This is a genomic window from Kineococcus rugosus (genome assembly GCF_050871975.1).
Classification (GTDB): domain Bacteria; phylum Actinomycetota; class Actinomycetes; order Actinomycetales; family Kineococcaceae; genus Kineococcus.
In genome coordinates, this window is record NZ_JBJLSJ010000042.1 from 1 (window position 1) to 17,896 (window position 17,896).

Here is a 17,896-nt window from a genome sequence, read left to right on the forward strand (position 1 = left end):
CGGGCCCCAGCCCCAACCCCCCCCCCCCCCCCCCCCCGCCGCCGGAGGGGGGCGCGCCCCCTCGCCGTTCGGTAGGGTCGCGCGGGGGGTGATCACGCGGGGGAGCGGGCGGGACGAGGCGGCGACGCGGTGCCCGGGGCGCCCCGGGTGCCCCCCGGGGCGCAGCACCGCCGCGACGGCGGGCTGGTCCAGCCCGTCTCGGCCGGCGCCGTCGCCGCCGTCACCGGGTTCGCCTCCTCCTTCGTCCTCGTCCTCGCCGGCCTGACCGCCGTCGGCGCCACCCCCGCGCAGGCCGCCTCGGGGCTGTTCGCGCTGTGCCTGGCGCAGTTCGCCCTCGCCGCGCTGCTGTCCTGGCGCACCGGCACGCCGCTGTCCTTCGTCTGGTCCACCCCCGGGGCGGCGCTGCTCGTCGCCGCCCAGGGCCGCACCGGGTCCTTCGGCGCCGCGGTCGGCGCGTTCGCGCTGTGCGCCCTGCTGGTCGTCGTCACCGGCGCCTGGCCCGCGCTGGCCCGGCTCGTGCGCCGGGTGCCGACCCCCGTCGCCGGGGCCCTGCTGGCCGGGGTCCTGCTGCCGCTGTGCCTGGCCCCCGTCACCGCCGTGCGGGCCCAGCCCGCCGCCGGGGTCGTGGTCCTCCTCGTGTGGCTGGCCCTGCGCCGCCTCCGCCCGGTGCTCGCCGTCCCCGCCGCGATGGTCGCCGCGCTGGGGTTCACCGTCGCCGGGCTGCCGGGGTCGACGTCCCTGGACTGGGTGCCCCGGCTCGTGCCCGTGCTGCCCGAGCTCGACCCGTACGTCCTGGTCTCCCTCGGTGTCCCGCTGTACGTCGTCACGATGGCCGGGCAGAACATCCCCGGGTTCACGATCCTGCACGCCCTGGGCTACCGCGACGTCCCCACCGGTCGCGTCCTCGTGGGCGCCGGCGTCGGCAGCGGCGCTGCCGCCCTCTTCGGCGGGCACGCCGTCAACCTCTCCGCCCTGGCCGCCGGGATCATCGCCGGGCCCGACGCCTCCCCGGACCCCCGGCGCCGCTGGGTCGCCGCCGTCGCCGGGGGCGCGGGGTACCTCGTGCTGGGGCTGCTCGCCGCGCCCATCGCCGGCCTGGTCGGCACCACCGACCCGGTCCTGGTCGAGGCCGTCGCCGGGCTGGCCCTGCTGGACTCCTTCGTCGGCGGCCTCGTCTCCGCGCTCGCCGACCCCGCCCACCGCCCCACCGCGGGCCTGACCTTCGCGGTCGTCGCCTCCGGGGTGACGTTCGCGGGGATCGGCAGCGCGTTCTGGGGGCTGGTGGCGGGGCTGGTCGCCTTCGCCTGGCTGCGGGCGCGGACCGCACCCGGCCGGAGCTGACCGGGGCCGGCCGGGGCGGGCCGGGGCGGCGGGCTCAGCAGCCGCAGGACGCCCGGTGCCGGAAGGTCGGCGGGATCCGCTCGCGGCGGGGGGCCGCCGGGGCGTCGTCGCGGAGCCGTTCGAGGATCATCGTCACCGCGCGCGTCGCCATCGCGGGCACGTCCTGGTGGATCGCGGTCAGGGCGGGGTCGACGAGGTCGGCCCACTCGGGGTCGTCGTAGCAGACCAGGGCCACGTCGACGCCCACCCGCAGCCCCAGCGCCCGCAGCGCCCGCAGCGTCCCCACCGTCATCGAGTTGTTGCCCACGACCACCGCGCTGGGGCGTCCGGGCCCGGCGAACGCGGCGCGCACGGCCGCCTCGGCGACCTCGGTCTCGCTGCCGCCGTCCAGGACGGTCCCGGACAGGGCGCGGGAGGTGACGACCCGGGTGAAGCCCTCCAGGCGCTCGGTGGTCGAGCTCAGGCCGGTGAGCCCGGCGACGAAGGCCAGCGACGTGTGGCCCAGGTCGGCGAGGTGGCCGGTCAGCAGGGCGGTGGCCTCGGTGTTCTCCGGCGCCACCTGGTCCAGGGGGGCGTCGGTGAACCGGTCGAGCAGCACGGTCGGGACGCGGTGCTGGCGCAGGAAGGGCAGCGCGCCGTCGGCGGCGTGGACCGAGGGGGCCAGCAGCACCCCGTCGACGCGGCGGTCGGCCAGCTCGTGGACCGCCCGCAGCTCCTGCTCGGGGTCGTCGTGGGTGTCGGCCAGCACCAGGGAGTACCCGGCGCGGCGCGCGCTGGACTCGATGGACGTCACGAGGTCGGCGAAGTGCGGGTTGGACACGAACCGGCTGGCCAGCCCCAGGGTCGTCGTGGAGGACCGGGCCAGGGACCGGGCCAGGGCGTTCTGCCGGTAGCCGGTCCGGGCGATCGCGGCGAGCACGGCCTCGCGCGTCGGGGCGCTGACGGTCCGGGTCCCGTTGAGGACGTGCGAGACGGTCGAGGCGTTCACCCCCGCCAGGCGCGCCACGTCGGCCATCGTCACCACGGTCCCAGCCTCCTCCCCGCGAGGTCACGGTCCGGCGACGCCCCCGGACAAGCGCTTGCGCAAGCGCTTGTCCGATCCTAGTGTCGGCGATCGACGAGATCCATCGACGCGAGGGAGCGGCAGATGCGCGATCCGAGGTCCCCCCACCGCCGGCACCCGCAGGTGGTCGTCGGCTACGAGCCCGGCGACGAGCACGCCGTCCTCGAGGCCCTGGCCCAGGCCCGCCTGCGCGGCGGCACCCTCACCGTCGTCGCCGCCGCCCCGCTGCCCGACGGGCTGCTGCTGCGCTGCCGCACCGCGCTCGCCGGCCTCGACGTCCGGCTGCCCCCCGAGGGCGCCGACCTCACCGAGGCCCTGCTCGAGCACGCCGAGCGCGAGCACGCCGCCCTCCTCGTCGTGGGCCTGCCCCGCCGCGGCGTCGACGACCTGCTCGGCGGCCGGGCCCGCCTCGTCGTCCTCGACGCCCCCTGCCCCGTGCTGGCCGTCCCCGAGCCCGGGGGCACCTGCTGCCCGACCCCCGCCGAGGCGGTCACAATGGGTGCGTGAGTGCACCCACGCTGACCGCCGCCCGGCCGCTGCGGATCGGACCGCTCGTCTCCCCGACGCCGGTCGTCCTGGCGCCCATGGCCGGCATCACCAACTCCGCCTTCCGGCGCCTGTGCCGCGAGCAGGGCCAGGGCTTCTACGTCAGCGAGATGATCACCTCGCGCGCGCTCGTCGAACGGACCCCCGAGACGATGCGCCTCATCACCTTCGAGGCCGACGAGACGCCCCGCAGCCTGCAGCTGTACGGCGTCGACCCCCTCACCGTCGCCAAGGCCGTCGAGATGATCGTCGCCGAGGACCTCGCCGACCACGTCGACCTCAACTTCGGCTGCCCCGTCCCCAAGGTCACCCGCAAGGGCGGCGGGTCGGCGCTGCCCTGGAAGGCCGACCTGTTCCGCGACATCGTCCGCGGCGCCGTCCGCGAGGCGTCCAAGGGCGGCATCCCGCTGACGGTGAAGATGCGCAAGGGCATCGACGACGACCACCTCACCTACCTGCAGGCCGGCCGGACCGCCGAGCAGGAGGGCGCCTCCGCCGTCGCGCTGCACGGCCGCACCGCCTCCCAGCACTACTCCGGCACCGCCGACTGGGACGCCATCGCCCGGCTGAAGGAGACCGTCACCACCATCCCCGTCCTGGGCAACGGGGACGTGTGGAGCGCCGAGGACGCCCTGGAGATGGTGCGCCGCACCGGGGTCGACGGCGTCGTCGTCGGCCGCGGCTGCCTGGGCCGGCCGTGGCTGTTCGCCGACCTCGAAGCCGGTTTCGCCGGCCGCCCCGAGCGGGTGCGCCCGGGCCTGCGGCAGGTCGCCGGGGTGCTGCGCCGCCACGCCGAGCTCCTGTGCGCCTTCTACGGCGACGAGCTGCGCGGCTGCCGCGACATCCGCAAGCACGTCTCCTGGTACTTCAAGGGGTACGCCGTCGGCGGCGACATGCGCGCCAAGCTCGGCCTCGTCGACACCCTCGAGGCCCTCGACGAGCTCATCGCCGACCTCGACCTGGACCAGCCGTACCCCGGCGCGGCCGCCGAGGGCTCGCGCGGGCGCGCCGGTTCCCCCCAGGCCCGGGTCGCGCTGCCCGAGGGCTGGCTCGACAGCCAGGAGCTGACCGGCGTCGCCGCCGAGATGATCCGCCAGGCCGAGCTGTCGGTGTCCGGCGGATGAGCGGCGCCGCAGCGGGCTACGGCCCCCAGGACACCGAGCGCTGGGCCGCCGAGCCGCCCAAGGCGCACGGCCGCAGCGCGTTCATGCGCGACCGGGCCCGCGTCCTGCACTCCTCGGCGCTGCGCCGGCTGGCCGCCAAGACGCAGGTCGTCGGGCCCGGCACCGACGACTTCGTCCGCAACCGGCTCACCCACTCCCTCGAGGTCGCGCAGGTCGGCCGCGAGCTCGGCGCGGCCCTGGGCTGCGACCCCGACGTCGTCGACACCGCCTGCCTCGCCCACGACCTCGGGCACCCGCCGTTCGGGCACAACGGCGAACGCGCGCTCGCCGAGGCCGCCGCCGGCATCGGCGGGTTCGAGGGCAACGCCCAGACGCTGCGGATCCTCACCCGCCTCGAACCGAAGTCGGCCGCCGCCGACGGGTCGCCGGTGGGGCTGAACCTCACCCGGGCCAGCCTGGACGCCGCCACCAAGTACCCGTGGCTGCACGGCAAGGCGCCGCGCGTCACCTCCAAGTTCGGCGCCTACGCCGACGACGCCGACGTCTTCGCCTGGCTGCGCGACGGCGCCCCGGAGAACCGCCCCTGCGTCGAGGCGCAGGTCATGGACTTCGCCGACGACGTCGCCTACTCCGTGCACGACGTCGAGGACGCCGTCGTCGCCGGGCACGTGCGCCTCGACTGGCTCGAGCAGGCCGAGATCCGCGCCCGCGTCGCCGCCCAGGTGCGGGACTGGTACCTGCCCGAGGCCACCGACGACGCCGTGGCCGACGCGCTGCGCCGGCTGTCGACCTCGGGGTACTGGGCCGCGGAACGACCCGGGGAGGTCTTCGGCGGCCGCCGCCACCTGGCGGCGCTGAAGGACATGACCTCCCAGCTCATCGGCCGGTTCGCCAACGCCGCCGAGCACGCCACGCGCGCCCGGTACGGCGACGGGCGGCTCACCCGGTACGCCGCCGACGTCGTCGTCCCGGCCGGGACGGCCCTCGAGGTCGCCGTCCTGAAGGGGGTCGCGGCCACGTTCGTCATGAGCGCGCAGGAGCGGCAGCCCTTCTACGCCCGCCAGCGCGAGCTGCTGCACGAGCTGCTCGCCGCGCTCGTCGACGGCGGCCCCGACGTGCTCGAGCCGCCGTTCCGGGAGGACCACGCCGCGGCGGGGGACGACGCGGCCCGGCTGCGGGTCGTCGTCGACCAGATCGCCTCGCTCACCGACGTCTCGGCGCAGGCCTGGCACGCCCGCCTGGCGCGCTGAGCGGCGCGGGCGGTCAGCCCACGCCGAGCGTGGCGTCCCCCGCGAGCACCGAACCGCGCACGTCCTGCCCGCCCCCGCCGTGGATGGTGCACTGCAGCAGGCGGCTGCCCTCGCGCCAGTTGCCCTCCAGCGGGTAGTAGTAGCCGTACTCGAAGTCCTCCGGGACCAGACCGGCCCGCTCGACGGCCTCGTTCGCGTCGCTCATGCAGCGGTCCTCCGACCAGAGCTCCAGGGACGCCTCCCCCGGGTAGGGGCCCTCGGGCAGGGACACGACCTCCAGCACCTCGCCGTCGTGCGCGCGGGCGCAGTCGACCTGCTCCACGGTGCCGGCCCGGCCGTCGTCGGCGCCGGTCTCGAAGCAGTCCCCGGCCTCGAGGTCGTCGACGGTGACCGTGCCCGCCGGCCCGCCCAGACCCCGCAGCAGGCCCGCCCCGCCGATCCCGGCGGCCACCACCGCCACAACGGCCCCGGACGCCACGAGCATCCAGAACCCGCCCAGGACCATCCCCGCCACCGCGAACCCGCGCCCGGGCGTGCGCCGGGACGCGGTGCGGTGCAGCGCCAGCGCCCCGAGGGCGAACGCGACCGGGCCGGTGCCGGCGATCCCGGTGACCAGCGCCGCGATCGAGAACCCGTCGGTGGACCGCGAGGGCCCGGGGCCCGGCTGGGAGGAGCTCACCGTCCCGACTCTACGGACGGCGGCTCACTCCAGCCGGACGGGGAGCTCCAGGTCCCCGGCGGTCAGCGACCCGAGCAGGACGGTCCGCGGGCCGGCCACGAGCAGGCACCAGACCCGGGTGTCGCGGCGCTGCAGCGCGTCGTCGGGGTAGGTGGAGGCGTGCGTCAGCCGCAGGGTCCCGGTGCCCACCGCCCGGGCGGCGACCTCCCGGGCGCAGACGGCGTTCGCGGTCCAGCGGCGCAGCACCTCGTCGTCCTGCCGGCCCGGGTCGACCACGGCGACCACCTCGGCGTCGTGCCCGTGCGCGCAGGGCACCGCGACGCGCTCGGCCAGGCAGGTGCCGGCGCCCCACGGCGGCGGCGCCGCCCGCCGCTCGGCGCTGGGCGGGTGCATCGGGCTGACCGGGTCGCGGGCGGTGGCGAGCGCGGCGGCCGAGGCGAGCAGGAGGGTCTGCGCGCCGAGCGCCGCCGCGGCGCCGACGGCCACCCAGGGGAGTCTGCGGGTCACCCGGCGACGGTAGGTGCGCCCGCGCGCCGGTCCCGGAGCCCGGGACCCGCCCTGTGGACGGGCGCGCCCCGGGGGGACGGCGACGTCAGCGGGCGCGGCGGCGGGAGGAGATGACGCCGGTGTCGAAACCGGCCAGGTGCAGGCCGCCGTGGAAGCGGGCGTGCTCGATCTTCAGGCAGCGGTTCATGACGACCGTCACGCCGTTCTCCGCCCCGCGCCGGGCCACGGCCTCGTCGGCCAGCCCCAGCTGCATCCACATCACCGGCGAGCCCACGGCGATGACGTCGTCGAGGACGGCGCCCAGCTCGCTGGGGCGGCGGAAGACGTCGACGAGGTCGGGGACCCCGGGCAGCTCGGCCAGCGACGGGTAGCAGGGGCGGCCCAGGATCTCGGTCTCGTTCGGGTTGACGAACCACAGCTCGAAGTCGGAGTCGGCCAGCAGGTACGTCTCGACGAAGTAGGCGGCCCGGGACGGCTTGGCCGACGCCCCGAGGATCGCGACGGTCCGCGTGCGGCGCAGGATGCGCAGCCGCTCACCGGCCGACGGCTCGGCCCACGACGTGGCCGGGGCGTCCTTCGCGCCGGTCGCCGCGGGCTGCTCCCGCAGGGTCCCCGGGGCCGCGAGGGTGCCGACGTCGGAGATGCTCTGCTCGGTCACGCGTCCCCCTTGACGGCCTCGGTGAGGGCCTGGTCGAGGTCCCACAGGACGTCCTCGACGTCCTCCAGGCCCACGCTGATGCGGATGAGGTCGGCCGGGACCCCGGCCGCCTGCAGCTGGTCGGCGGACAGCTGCTGGTGCGTCGTGGAGGCCGGGTGCAGCACCAGGGTCCGCGCGTCGCCGATGTTCGCCAGGTGCGAGCACAGCTGGACGCTGTTGATGAACCGTTCCCCCGCGGCGCGCCCGCCGACGACGCCGAAGGAGAACACCGCCCCGGGACCCTCGGGCAGGTACTGCTGCGCCCGGGCGTGGTGGGGGTGCGAGGGCAGTCCCGAGTAGCGCACCCAGGACACCCGCTCGTCGGCCTCCAGCCAGGCCGCGACCCGCTGCGCGTTCGCGACGTGCTCGCGCATCCGCTGCGGCAGCGTCTCGATCCCCATCAGCAGCAGGAAGGCCGAGTGGGGCGACAGCGTGGCGCCGATGTCGCGCAGCTGCTCGCTGCGCAGCTTCGTCAGGAACCCGTACTCGGCGAAGTTCCCCCACCACGACAGCCCGCCGTAGGAGGCGACGGGCTCGGTCATCGACGGGAACCGGCCGTTGTCCCAGGGGAAGGTCCCGGCGTCGACCACGACACCGCCCAGGGTGGTGCCGTGGCCGCCGAGGAACTTCGTCGCGGAGTGGATGACGACGTCCGCGCCGTGCTCGATGGGCCGGCACAGGTAGGGGGTGGCGGTGGTGGCGTCCACGACCAGCGGGATGCCCGCCTCGTGCGCGACGTCGGCCAGGGCGCGGACGTCGGCGATCACGGTCGAGGGGTTCGCGACGAGCTCGGTGAACACGAACCGAGTCTTGTCGGTGATCGCGGCGCGCACCGCCTCCGGCTCGGGGTCGACGAACACCGTGTCGACGCCGAAGCGGCGCAGCGTCACGTCGAGCTGGGTGACGGTCCCGCCGTAGAGGTTGTTGGAGGCGACGACGTGGTCCCCGGCGCCGGCGAGCGCGGCGAAGACGAGGAACTCCGCGGCCTGCCCGCTGGCGCAGGCCAGGGCCCCGAGCCCGCCCTCCAGGGAGGCCATCCGCTCCTCGAGGGCGGCGACGGTGGGGTTGGAGATGCGCGAGTAGATGTTGCCGTACTTCTGCAGCGCGAAGAGGTTCGCGGCGTCGGCGGCGTCCTCGAAGACGAAGCTCGTCGTCTGGAAGATCGGGACCGCGCGGGCGCCCGTCGTCGGCTCGGGGACCGCCCCGGCGTGCACGGCCCGGGTGCGGAAGCCCCAGGCCCTGTCGTCGCCGGCGCTGCTCTGCTCGCTGCTCACGGGGACGATCCTGCCACCCGGTGCGGACGCGCAGGGCGCCTACACTCCCGGGGTGGCCGGGCGCATCCATCCAGACGATCTCCTGACGGTCAAGGAACGGGTGCGGCTCGACGAGGTCGTCGGCGAGCAGGTCACCCTCCGCTCGGGCGGGGTGGGCTCCTTCAAGGGGCTGTGCCCCTTCCACGACGAGCGCACCCCCAGCTTCACCGTCCGGCCCGCGACGGGCCGCTGGCGCTGCTTCGGGTGCGGGGAGTCCGGCGACGCCATCGAGTTCGTCATGAAGATCGACGGCCTCGGGTTCGCCGACGCCGTCGAGCGACTGGCCCAGCGCGCCGGGGTGCAGCTGCGGTACGTCGACGACGGCGGCCGCGCGGCGCAGCGGCCGGCGACCAACGCCGGGCAGCGCCAGCGCCTGCTGGAGATGCACGTGCTCGCCGAGGAGTTCTACTCCCGCCAGCTCGAGGCGCCGGGCCCGGCCGAGACCGCCCGCGGCTTCCTCGCCGCGCGGGGCTTCAGCCGCGAGGACGCCGCCCGGTTCGGGGTGGGTTTCGCCCCCAACACCGGTGACGCGCTGCTGCGGCAGCTGCGGGCCAAGGGGTTCGGCGAGGAGGAGCTGGTCACCTCGGGGCTGGCGGGGCAGTCCCAGCGCGGGCTGTACGACCGGTTCCGCGGGCGGCTGGTGTGGCCGATCCGCGACGTCAGCGGGCACACGGTGGCGTTCGGGGCGCGCCGGCTGTTCGACGACGACCGCATCGAGGCGAAGTACCTGAACTCGCCCGAGACGCCGGTCTACAAGAAGTCCCAGGCGCTGTACGGCCTGGACCTGGCCAAGCGGGAGATCTCCCGCACCAAGCGGGTCGTCGTGGTCGAGGGCTACACCGACGTGATGGCCTGCCACCTCTCGGGGGTCGGGACGGCCGTCGCGACGTGCGGGACCGCCTTCGGGGAGGACCACGCGCGGATCGTGCAGCGGATGCTGGGGGAGGCCGACGCCTCCGCGGAGGTCGTGTTCACCTTCGACGGCGACGCGGCGGGGCAGAAGGCCGCGATGAAGGCGTACGAGCTGGACCAGCGGTTCAGCGCGCAGACGTACGTGGCCGTCGCCCCGGACGGCCAGGACCCGTGCGAGCTGCGGCTGACCGCGGGGGAGACGGCCGTGGCGCAGCTGGTCGACGGCCGCGTCCCGCTGTTCGAGTTCGCGATCCGCTCCACGATCCAGCGGTTCGACCTGGACTCCGAGGGGGGCCGGCTGGCGGCGCTGGACGCGGCCGCCCCGATCGTGGCGGCCATCCGCGACCGCGGCCTGCAGCAGCGCTACGCGATCAACCTGGACCGGTGGACCGGGTTCCTCGACGAGCGGTTCGTGCTGGACCGGGTGCGCCGGGCCTCCGGTGGCGCGCGCCCGCAGCAGACCCCGCCGCCGGCGCCGGCGCGGCCCGCGGTGGACCTGAACGACCCGGTGGCCCAGCTGGAGCGCCGCGTCCTGTCCTGCGCGCTGCAGGCGCCGTGGTCGGTCGCGGACGTCTTCGACGCGCTGGAGGCCGACGCGTTCGGCGCGCCGGGGCACCGGGCCGTCCACGACGCCGTCACGGCCGCCGGCGGGCCCTCGCAGGCGCCGCCCGGCCCGGCGTGGCTGTCCTCGGTCCTGGAGTACGCCGACGGGCCGGTGGCCGCGCTGGTCGACGAGCTCGCCGCGGTGGACCTGCCGGTCTCCAGCGAGGAGGAGCTGGAGCGCTGGGCGCGCTCCCTGGTGGCGGCCCTCGCCGGCCAGTCCGCCACCCGGGCCGTGGCCGAGGCGCGGCGCGCCCTGCAGCGGCTGGACCCGGCGGCGCAGCCGCAGGAGTACCAGGCCGCCTCGACGGAGCTGTTCCGGCTGGAGGCCGCGCGCCGGACGTGGCAGGAGCGGGCGCACGGCGGCGGCTGAGCGGTGCCCCGCGCCGGGCCCGGGGTGTGCACGGAGGGGCCCGAGGGGCTGGTACGGTTGGACAGTCGTCACGGCGGGTTCACCGCCGGGACGTGGAGTGGTCCCGCATAGCTCAATTGGCAGAGCAGCCGGCTGTTAACCGGCAGGTTGTTGGTTCGAGTCCAACTGCGGGAGCAGGTTCGAGGGGGACGCACCGGCCGGTGCGACCCCCTCGTCGTTCCCGGGCCGCACGGGCCCCGGCCCTCGCCCGTCGGGCACCGGCCCCGTCGTCAAGAACGCGTCAAGACCGCGCGTCGAGGAGCCCGAGGTGGCCCGCGGCGGGGCGTGGCGGAGCATCCTGGCCGGTGATGAGCAGCTCCCCACCGGCCGGCCGGGACCAGCGCCCCCGGTCCCCGCTCCCCGATCCCTCCCGCGACCTCTCCGGGCGCCCCGCCGCCCGCCGGCGCCGGACGCGCAGCCCCCACCCGGCGCAGCTGACGATCGCCGGGTTCGCGGTCGGCGTCGTCCTCGGCACGCTGCTGCTGGTGCTGCCCGCCGCCCACCGCGGGGAGGGGTCCGCCACGGTGCTGGAGGCGCTGTTCACCGCGACGTCGGCGCTGTGCGTGACCGGGCTCATCGTCGTGGACACCCCCGTCTACTGGTCCGGCTTCGGCCAGGTCGTCATCGCGGTGCTCATCCAGGCCGGCGGCTTCGGCATCATGGCCCTGGCCTCGCTGCTGGGGGTCCTGGTCACCCGCCGGCTCGGGTTGCGCGGGCAGCTGGTGGCCCAGGCGGAGACCAAGACCCTGGGACTGGGCGACGTGCGCACCATCCTGCTCGGGGTGGCGCGCACCAGCCTCGTCGTCGAGGGCGTCACCGCCGCACTGCTGGCGGCGCGCTTCGCCCTCGGGTACGGCGAACCGCTGCCGAGGGCGTTGTGGCTGGGGGCCTTCCACGCGGTGTCGGCGTTCAACAACGCCGGGTTCGCGCTCTACAGCGACAACCTCGTCGGTTTCGCCACCGACCCGTGGATCTGCCTGCCCCTGTGCGCGGCCGTCGTCCTCGGCGGGCTGGGTTTCCCGGTGCTGTTCGAACTGCGCCGCCACCTGCGCGAGCCGCGCCGCTGGAGCCTGCACACCAAGCTCACGGTGCTGGGCACGGTGGTGCTGCTCGTCCTGGGCCCGGCGTTCGTGCTGGTCGCGGAGTGGACGAACCCGGGCACCCTGGGCCGGCTCAGCGTCCCCGGCAAGCTGCTCGTCGGGTTCTTCCAGGGGCTCATGCCGCGCACCGCCGGGTTCAACAGCGTCGACATCGCGCAGATGAACACCGGGACCTAGCTGGGCACGGACGTGCTGATGTTCATCGGCGGCGGCAGCGCCGGCACCGCCGGCGGGGTGAAGGTCACCACGTTCCTGGTCCTGCTGCTCGTCATCCTCTCCGAGGCCCGCGGGGACGACGCCGTCACCGCCTTCGGCCGCAGCCTGCCCCGGGGGCTGCAGCGGCAGGCCCTGAGCGTGGCGCTGCTGGGGGTGGCCGCGGTGGTCCTGCCCTCGGTGCTGTTCGCCCTGACCACGCCGTTCACCCTGGACCAGATCCTCTACGAGGTGGTCTCCGCCTTCGCGACGGTCGGGTTGTCCACCGGCATCACCGCGCAACTGCCGGCCGCGCACCAGCTGGTGCTGGTGGCGTTGATGTTCGTCGGCCGCACCGGCACGATCACCCTGGCCGCGGCCCTGGCGCTGCGCAGCAGGCCGCGGCTGTACCGGCTGCCGGAGGAGCGCACCATCGTCGGCTGAGCGCCCGGGACCCGGCCGGAGCCTCGCGGGCAGCGGGCGCCGGTAGGCTCGCCCCCTCGGGGGCGGTAGCTCAGTCGGTCAGAGCAGGGGACTCATAATCCCTCGGTCGTGGGTTCGAGCCCCACCCGCCCCACCGGCGCGGGTCAGCGCGACGCCTTGACCCGCAGCAGCTCCAGCAGCCGCCCGCGCGAGGAGGTGTTGCCGGGCAGGGCCCGGGGCGGCACCGGGCCGGCGGAGGACCGCGCGGCGCGCGGGAACGCGAACGGGCGGTCGGCGGGGCCCACCGCGAGGGTGGCGGCCTCGGCGGGGGACCAGGTGGTGCCGGGGACCCGGTCCTGGGTCGAGGTGGGACGAGCAGCCATGCGGGGAGCGACCTTCCTGGGAGCGGGGACCGGGCGCGGCGGTCGTGGTCGGTCACGAACGGCGGCCAGTAGAAGGTCGGGCCGGCGGGCCGGTGACGACAGCCGCTGATCGGGTGACCTCACGGCTCCAGGGCCCGCGCCAGCGCCGCCAGGACCTGCGGGAGGGTGGGGGCGCCGGCGGCCCGGAACACCTCCCGGCCGCCGCCGTCGCGGACCAGGACCGTCGGGGTGCTGGAGATCCGTTCCGCCGCAGCGAGGTCGGGGTGGTCGGCGACGTCGACCTCGGTGACGCGCGCGGCCGGGACGAGCCGGCCCGCCTCGCGCACGACGCGGCGGGCGGCGCGGCACGGGGCGCAGAACGCTGAGGTGTACAGCTCGACGATCACCCCGGCGGGAACGCCCGGGCCGCGGCCCTGCTTCCCGGCGCCCCGGCCCCCGGCCGGCTCACAGCAGGTAGCGGTACAGCGGTTCGGCCGCCGAGATCCGCTCGAACGACGGGGGAGCGGCGTCCATCCGGGCCAGCAGCCCCGGCAGGTCGTCCTGGGAGGGGATCTCGATCCCCACCAGGGCCGGGCCGAACTCCCGGTTGCTGCGCTTGACGTACTCGAACAGCGTGATGTCGTCGTCCGGGCCGAGGACCTCGTCGAGGAAGCGGCGCAGGGCCCCGGGCTCCTGCGGGAACTCCACCAGGAAGTAGTGCTTGCGCCCCTCGTGGACCAGGGCCCGCTCGATGATCTCGGCGTAGCGGGAGATGTCGTTGTTCCCCCCGGAGACGACCGCCACGACGCTCTGACCGGGTTCGACCCGCACGTACCCGGCGAGGGCGGCCGTCGCGAGCGCCCCGGCGGGCTCGGCGATGATCCCGTCCGTCTGGTACATCGCGAGCATCTCGACGCAGATCGCCCCCTCGGGCACCGCGACGAGCTCCACGGGGTGCTGGGCGACGACGGCGTGCGTCACCGCGCCCACCCGCCGCACCGAGGCGCCGTCCACGAAGGTGTCGAGGGCGGGCAGCTCCACCGGGTGCCCGGCGGCCAGCGCGGCCGCCATGGACTGCGCCCCCTCCGGTTCCACGCCCACGACGCGCACCTGCGGGTGGCGCTCGCGCACCCAGGTCAGGACCCCGGCGAGCAGGCCGCCGCCGCCGACGGGGACGACCAGGACGTCCGGCGGGGCCTCGCCGAGGGCGGCCAGCTGCTCCACGACCTCCACGGCCACGGTGCCCTGCCCGGTCAGCGTCCGGGCGTCGTCGAAGGCGGGGACCATCGTGGCGCCGGTGCGCGCGGCGTCGGCGGCGGCCGCGGCGGCGGCCTCGTCGTAGGTGTCGCCCAGGACGATCGTCTCGACGAACTCCTGGCCCAGGGCCGCGATCCGGTCGCGCTTCTGCCGCGGGGTGGTGCGCGGGACGTAGATGCGGCCCTGCACGCGCAGCGCCGCGCAGGCGTAGGCCAGCCCCTGCGCGTGGTTGCCCGCGCTGGCGGTCACCACGCCGCGGGCCCGCTGCCCGGCGTCGAGCTGGGAGACGAGGTTGTAGGCCCCGCGCAGCTTGTAGGAGCGCACGACCTGCAGGTCCTCGCGCTTGACCCGCACGTGGGCGTCCAGCTCGGCCGACCAGCGGCTGCTGGTGGCCAGCGGGGTGCGGGTGACCACCGGGGCCAGGCGGGCCGCGGCGGCCTCGACGTCGCCGGCGGTCGGGAACGCCTCCCCGGTGGTCGGCGGGGTGGCGGGCGGCGCGGCGTCGAGCGACATGGGCACGATCCTGCCGGTGCCGGCGGGGTGCTGGCGACCAGGGGTCCCCGTCTGCGGTGCCTCAACGCGGTACCCGGTGCCGGGTTCCCGGGGGGTGTGTGAGGTGCACCACATCGCGTGAAGCGAAGCGTCCGAGTGAGGTGAGGGTGTCCTATGGTCGGCAAGGCTCACCTCACCTCGTGGGCCCACCCCGACCCCAGGAGACCCCGTGCTCGCGACGTTCGTCATCGGTCTGCGGGAAGGCCTGGAGGCCTCGCTCGTCGTCGGCATCGTCGCGGCCTTCCTCGTCCAGCGCGGTGAGCGCCGCGCCCTGCGCTCCGTGGGGGCCGGGGTGGCCGCCGCCGCGCTCCTGTGCCTCGGCGTGGCCGTGGCGCTGCAGACCGCGACCCGCTCCCTGCCGCAGCGCCAGCAGGAGCAGCTCGAGACCGTCCTGGCCCTCGTGGCCGTCGCGATGGTCACCTGGATGGTCGTCTGGACCACCCGGCACGCCGGCACGCTGCGCGCCGACCTGGAGTCGTCCGCGTCGTCGGCGCTGGCCCGGGGCTCGTCCTGGGCCCTGGTCGCCATGGCCTTCCTCGCCGTCCTGCGCGAAGGGCTGGAGACCTCGGTCTTCCTGCTCGCCACCTACCAGGCCTCCGGCAGCGACGCCCGGGGCGCCGTCGGCGCCTCGCTGGGCATCGCGCTCGCCGTCGCCCTGGGCTGGCTCGTCTACCGCGGCGGCGTCCGCCTCGACCTCGGGCGGCTGTTCCGCGTCACCGGCGTCGTGCTCGTCCTCGTGGCCGCCGGGCTGGTGGTGTCCGCCGCGCACACCGCCCACGAGGCCGGCTGGCTGCTCGCCGGCCAGCAGCGCGTCCTCGACCTCACCGCCGTCGTGACCCCCGGCACCGTCCGCTCGGCGCTGTTCACCGGCGTCCTGGGCTGGCAGCCCCGGCCCACGGCCGCCGAGCTGACCGGCTGGCTCCTGTACCTCGTCCCCATGCTCGTCGTCGTCCTGCGGCCCCGCGCGCGCCGCGCCGCACCGCGGCGCGTCCCCGCCTGACCCGCACCCGCACCCCCGAGAGGCCCTCCCGTGACCCGGACGTCCCGTCCCCTCCTCGCGCTCGCCACCGCGCCCCTGCTCCTGCTCGTCGCCTGCAGCGGCGGGCCCACCGTCGCCGGCGACCCCTCCGGCGGAGCCGACGGGGCCGTCCACGTCACCCTCACCGACGACGGCTGCACGGCCGAGCCGGACTCGGTCCCGGCCGGCCCGACGTCCTTCGAGGTCGTGAACTCCGGCGCCGACGCCGTGACCGAGGCCGAGCTGGTGAACTCCGGCGGCCGGATCCTGGGGGAGCGGGAGAACCTCACCCCCGGGCTGACGGGGACGTTCTCCCTCCAGCTCAAGGCGGGCGAGTACACGATCCAGTGCCCCAACGCCGCGACCGAGACCTCGGCGTTCACCGTCACCGGCTCGGCTCCCACCGCCACCGGGGACCCGCTGTTCGCCGCCGCCACCTCCGGCTACCAGGGCTACGTGCAGCAGCAGGTCGCCGACCTCGTCACCGCCACCGGCGCCTTCGCCGCCGCCGTCGAGGCCGGGGACGTCGCGCGGGCCAAGGAGCTCTACGGCCCCGCCCGCGTGCCCTACGAGCGCATCGAGCCGGTCGCGGAGAGCTTCGGCGACCTCGACCCGCGCATCGACGTCCGCATCGCCGACGTCGCCGACCCCGCCACCTGGACCGGCTTCCACCGCATCGAGCAGGCGCTGTGGGAGAGGGGGACCACCGAGGGGATGGCCCCCGTCGCGCAGCAGCTCGTCGCCGACGTCGCCGAGCTGAGCACCCTCGTGCAGACCACCACGTACCAGCCGGCCGACCTGGCCAACGGCGCCTCCGCCCTGCTCGACGAGGTCGCCGCCTCGAAGGTCACCGGTGAGGAGGAGGCGTACTCCCACCTCGACCTGGTCGACTTCGCGGCCAACGTCGAGGGGTCCCGGGAGGCCTTCGACCTGCTCACCCCGGCCCTGCAGGTCACCGACGCCGACCTGGTCACCACCATCCGGGGCCGCTTCGAGGACGTCACCACCGCCCTGGAGCCGTACCGGCGCGGCGACGGGTACGCCCCGTACACCGAGCTGGCGCCGGAGCAGGTCAAGGACCTCGCCACCGCCGTCGACGCCCTCGCCGAGCCGCTCTCCCAGGTCGCCGGCAAGGTCGTCGGCGCCGCGGACCGGTGAGCACGGCGCCGTGAGCACCTTCCGCCCCTCCCGCCGCGGCCTGCTGACCGGCGCCGCGGTCGCCGGCGCGGCCGGGGTCGGCGCGGGCCTGAGCGCCTTCGCCGGCCGCGGCACCGGCACCCCGGTGCCGCGGACCGTCCCCTTCCACGGGGCGCGGCAGGCCGGGATCACCACCCCGGCCCAGGACTCCCTGGTCTTCGCCGCGCTCGACGTCACCGCGAAGCGGCCCGGGGACCTCGCCGACGTCCTGCAGCGGTGGAGCGGGGCCGCGGCCACGATGGCCCGCGGCGTCCCCGTCGGGGGGCCCGGCGGCCTGGCCGGGGCGCAGGACGAACCGCCGCTGGACACCGGCGAGGCCCACGAGCTGCCGGCGGCGAACCTCACCGTCACCCTCGGGTACGGTCCGTCGCTGTTCGACGCCCGGTTCGGCCTGGCCGGCCGCAGGCCCGCCGCCCTGGAGGAGCTGCCGGCGCTGCCGGGCGAGCAGCTCGACCCCGCCCGGGTGGGCGGCGACCTGTGCCTGCAGGCCTGCGCGGACGACCCGCAGGTCGCCTTCCACGCCGTGCGCAACCTCGTCCGCATCGGGCGCGGCACCGTGCGGCTGCGGTGGCTGCAGCTGGGGTTCGGGCGCACGTCCACGACCTCGACGGCCCAGCCCACCCCGCGCAACCTCATGGGGTTCAAGGACGGCACCGCCAACCTGCGGGCCGAGGACACCGACGCCCTCGACGAGCACGTGTGGGTCGGCGGCCGGGGCGCGCCCGCGGCCGACCAGGACTGGATGCGCGGTGGGACGTACCTCGTGGCGCGCCGCATCCGCATGCTCGTCGAGGCCTGGGACCGCGCGTCGCTGGGGGAGCAGGAACGGGTCATCGGCCGCGCCAAGGGCACCGGCGCCCCGCTGTCGGGCACCGACGAGTTCGACCCGCTGGACCTGGACGAGCAGGTCGGCGGGGAACCGGCCATCGACGTCGCCGCGCACGTGCGGCTCGCGGCCCCGCAGACCAACGGCGGGGTGCGGATGCTGCGGCGCGGCTACTCGTACACCGACGGCCTCGACCCGGCGACCGGTCAGCTCGACGCCGGGCTGTTCTTCATCGTCTTCGGCAACGACCCGCACCGGCAGTTCGTCCCGGTGCAGCGCCGGCTCGGGGCGCACGACGCGCTGACGGAGTACCTCAAGCACACCGGGTCGGGGCTGTTCGCCTGCCCGCCCGGCATCGAGGAGGGCGGCGCCTGGGGCGAGGGGCTGTTCAGCTGAGGGTGCGCCGGACCGGGAAGCGCCTCACGGCGCACGGCCGCTCGCAGCGGCTTCAATTGGGACCCGGGGCTACCGCGGCCCGACGCACCCCCATTGTAACGACGGGTCCCGGCCGGGCCCAACCCCGCG

16 protein-coding genes, 2 tRNA genes and 1 pseudogene are annotated in these 17,896 nt (G+C 76.0%); 11 read left to right on the top strand and 8 right to left on the bottom strand.

Annotated elements, in window-relative coordinates; all coding sequences use genetic code 11:
* Positions 1-129: 129 nt before the first annotated feature.
* Entirely contained in the window at positions 130-1,341 is a 1,212-nt protein-coding gene (locus tag ACRYM6_RS19750) for a benzoate/H(+) symporter BenE family transporter (RefSeq protein ID WP_432544599.1), read from the top strand.
* Between the two features lie 34 nt (positions 1,342-1,375).
* On the opposite strand, the gene ACRYM6_RS19755 is transcribed toward ACRYM6_RS19750, so the two are convergent.
* The gene (locus ACRYM6_RS19755) at positions 1,376-2,356 is read right to left on the bottom strand and encodes a LacI family DNA-binding transcriptional regulator (protein WP_432544631.1); all 981 of its coding nucleotides are present in this window, start codon (positions 2,354-2,356) and stop codon (positions 1,376-1,378) included.
* Between the two features lie 132 nt (positions 2,357-2,488).
* Between ACRYM6_RS19755 and ACRYM6_RS19760 the strand changes: the two genes are divergently transcribed.
* Genes ACRYM6_RS19760 through ACRYM6_RS19770 form a run of 3 tightly spaced genes read left to right on the top strand, consistent with a single transcriptional unit; the run spans position 2,489 to position 5,324 of the window.
* Entirely contained in the window at positions 2,489-2,911 is a 423-nt protein-coding gene (locus tag ACRYM6_RS19760; protein ID WP_432544600.1) for a universal stress protein, read from the top strand.
* Positions 2,908-4,074, top strand: a complete 1,167-nt coding sequence (gene dusB, locus ACRYM6_RS19765) for a tRNA dihydrouridine synthase DusB (RefSeq protein WP_432544601.1) — start codon at positions 2,908-2,910, stop codon at positions 4,072-4,074. The genes ACRYM6_RS19760 and dusB overlap by 4 nt, the downstream gene beginning before the upstream one ends.
* Positions 4,071-5,324, top strand: coding sequence for a deoxyguanosinetriphosphate triphosphohydrolase (locus ACRYM6_RS19770; RefSeq protein WP_432544602.1), 1,254 nt, complete (start codon positions 4,071-4,073; stop codon positions 5,322-5,324). Before dusB ends, ACRYM6_RS19770 begins: the two co-directional genes overlap by 4 nt.
* 13 nt (positions 5,325-5,337) lie before the next feature.
* On the opposite strand, the gene ACRYM6_RS19775 is transcribed toward ACRYM6_RS19770, so the two are convergent.
* The 4 genes from ACRYM6_RS19775 to ACRYM6_RS19790 form a co-directional block, all read right to left on the bottom strand.
* On the bottom strand, positions 5,338-6,003 hold the full coding sequence (locus ACRYM6_RS19775; RefSeq protein ID WP_432544603.1) for a DUF4190 domain-containing protein: 666 nt from the start codon (positions 6,001-6,003) through the stop codon (positions 5,338-5,340).
* A gap of 24 nt (positions 6,004-6,027) precedes the next feature.
* The gene (locus ACRYM6_RS19780) at positions 6,028-6,510 is read right to left on the bottom strand and encodes a hypothetical protein (protein WP_432544604.1); all 483 of its coding nucleotides are present in this window, start codon (positions 6,508-6,510) and stop codon (positions 6,028-6,030) included.
* A gap of 85 nt (positions 6,511-6,595) precedes the next feature.
* The gene (locus ACRYM6_RS19785) at positions 6,596-7,117 is read right to left on the bottom strand and encodes a CoA-binding protein (protein WP_432544632.1); all 522 of its coding nucleotides are present in this window, start codon (positions 7,115-7,117) and stop codon (positions 6,596-6,598) included.
* A 47-nt stretch (positions 7,118-7,164) separates the two neighbouring features.
* On the bottom strand, positions 7,165-8,481 hold the full coding sequence (locus ACRYM6_RS19790; protein WP_432544605.1) for an O-acetylhomoserine aminocarboxypropyltransferase/cysteine synthase family protein: 1,317 nt from the start codon (positions 8,479-8,481) through the stop codon (positions 7,165-7,167).
* Positions 8,482-8,533: 52 nt separating this feature from the next.
* Between ACRYM6_RS19790 and dnaG the strand changes: the two genes are divergently transcribed.
* The 4 genes and pseudogenes from dnaG (at position 8,534) to ACRYM6_RS19810 (ending at position 12,313) form a co-directional block, all read left to right on the top strand.
* On the top strand, positions 8,534-10,405 hold the full coding sequence (dnaG, locus tag ACRYM6_RS19795) for a DNA primase (RefSeq protein ID WP_432544606.1): 1,872 nt from the start codon (positions 8,534-8,536) through the stop codon (positions 10,403-10,405).
* 101 nt (positions 10,406-10,506) lie between these two features.
* Positions 10,507-10,579: transfer RNA gene (locus tag ACRYM6_RS19800), tRNA-Asn, on the top strand.
* 173 nt (positions 10,580-10,752) lie between these two features.
* Positions 10,753-12,180 (top strand): annotated as a pseudogene (locus ACRYM6_RS19805) (TrkH family potassium uptake protein).
* A 59-nt stretch (positions 12,181-12,239) separates the two neighbouring features.
* Positions 12,240-12,313: transfer RNA gene (locus tag ACRYM6_RS19810), tRNA-Ile, on the top strand.
* Between the two features lie 10 nt (positions 12,314-12,323).
* On the opposite strand, the gene ACRYM6_RS19815 is transcribed toward ACRYM6_RS19810, so the two are convergent.
* From ACRYM6_RS19815 to ilvA, 3 genes are all read right to left on the bottom strand, one after another.
* The gene (locus ACRYM6_RS19815; RefSeq protein WP_432544607.1) at positions 12,324-12,542 is read right to left on the bottom strand and encodes a hypothetical protein; all 219 of its coding nucleotides are present in this window, start codon (positions 12,540-12,542) and stop codon (positions 12,324-12,326) included.
* Positions 12,543-12,661: 119 nt separating this feature from the next.
* On the bottom strand, positions 12,662-12,928 hold the full coding sequence (locus tag ACRYM6_RS19820) for a thioredoxin family protein (RefSeq protein ID WP_432544608.1): 267 nt from the start codon (positions 12,926-12,928) through the stop codon (positions 12,662-12,664).
* A 58-nt stretch (positions 12,929-12,986) separates the two neighbouring features.
* The gene (gene ilvA / locus ACRYM6_RS19825; protein ID WP_432544609.1) at positions 12,987-14,291 is read right to left on the bottom strand and encodes a threonine ammonia-lyase IlvA; all 1,305 of its coding nucleotides are present in this window, start codon (positions 14,289-14,291) and stop codon (positions 12,987-12,989) included.
* Positions 14,292-14,499: 208 nt separating this feature from the next.
* Here ilvA and efeU point away from each other — a divergent pair, with 208 nt between their 5' ends.
* The 3 genes from efeU to efeB are packed head-to-tail and all read left to right on the top strand — an operon-like array spanning position 14,500 to position 17,767.
* On the top strand, positions 14,500-15,330 hold the full coding sequence (gene efeU / locus ACRYM6_RS19830) for an iron uptake transporter permease EfeU (RefSeq protein WP_432544610.1): 831 nt from the start codon (positions 14,500-14,502) through the stop codon (positions 15,328-15,330).
* 30 nt (positions 15,331-15,360) lie between these two features.
* Positions 15,361-16,506 (top strand): iron uptake system protein EfeO, encoded by a 1,146-nt coding sequence (gene efeO, locus ACRYM6_RS19835; RefSeq protein WP_432544611.1) that lies wholly within the window; start codon positions 15,361-15,363, stop codon positions 16,504-16,506.
* Between the two features lie 10 nt (positions 16,507-16,516).
* Positions 16,517-17,767 carry an iron uptake transporter deferrochelatase/peroxidase subunit gene (gene efeB / locus ACRYM6_RS19840; protein WP_432544612.1) on the top strand — a complete coding sequence of 417 codons (1,251 nt, stop codon included), beginning with the start codon at positions 16,517-16,519 and terminating at the stop codon, positions 17,765-17,767.
* Positions 17,768-17,896: the final 129 nt, after the last annotated feature.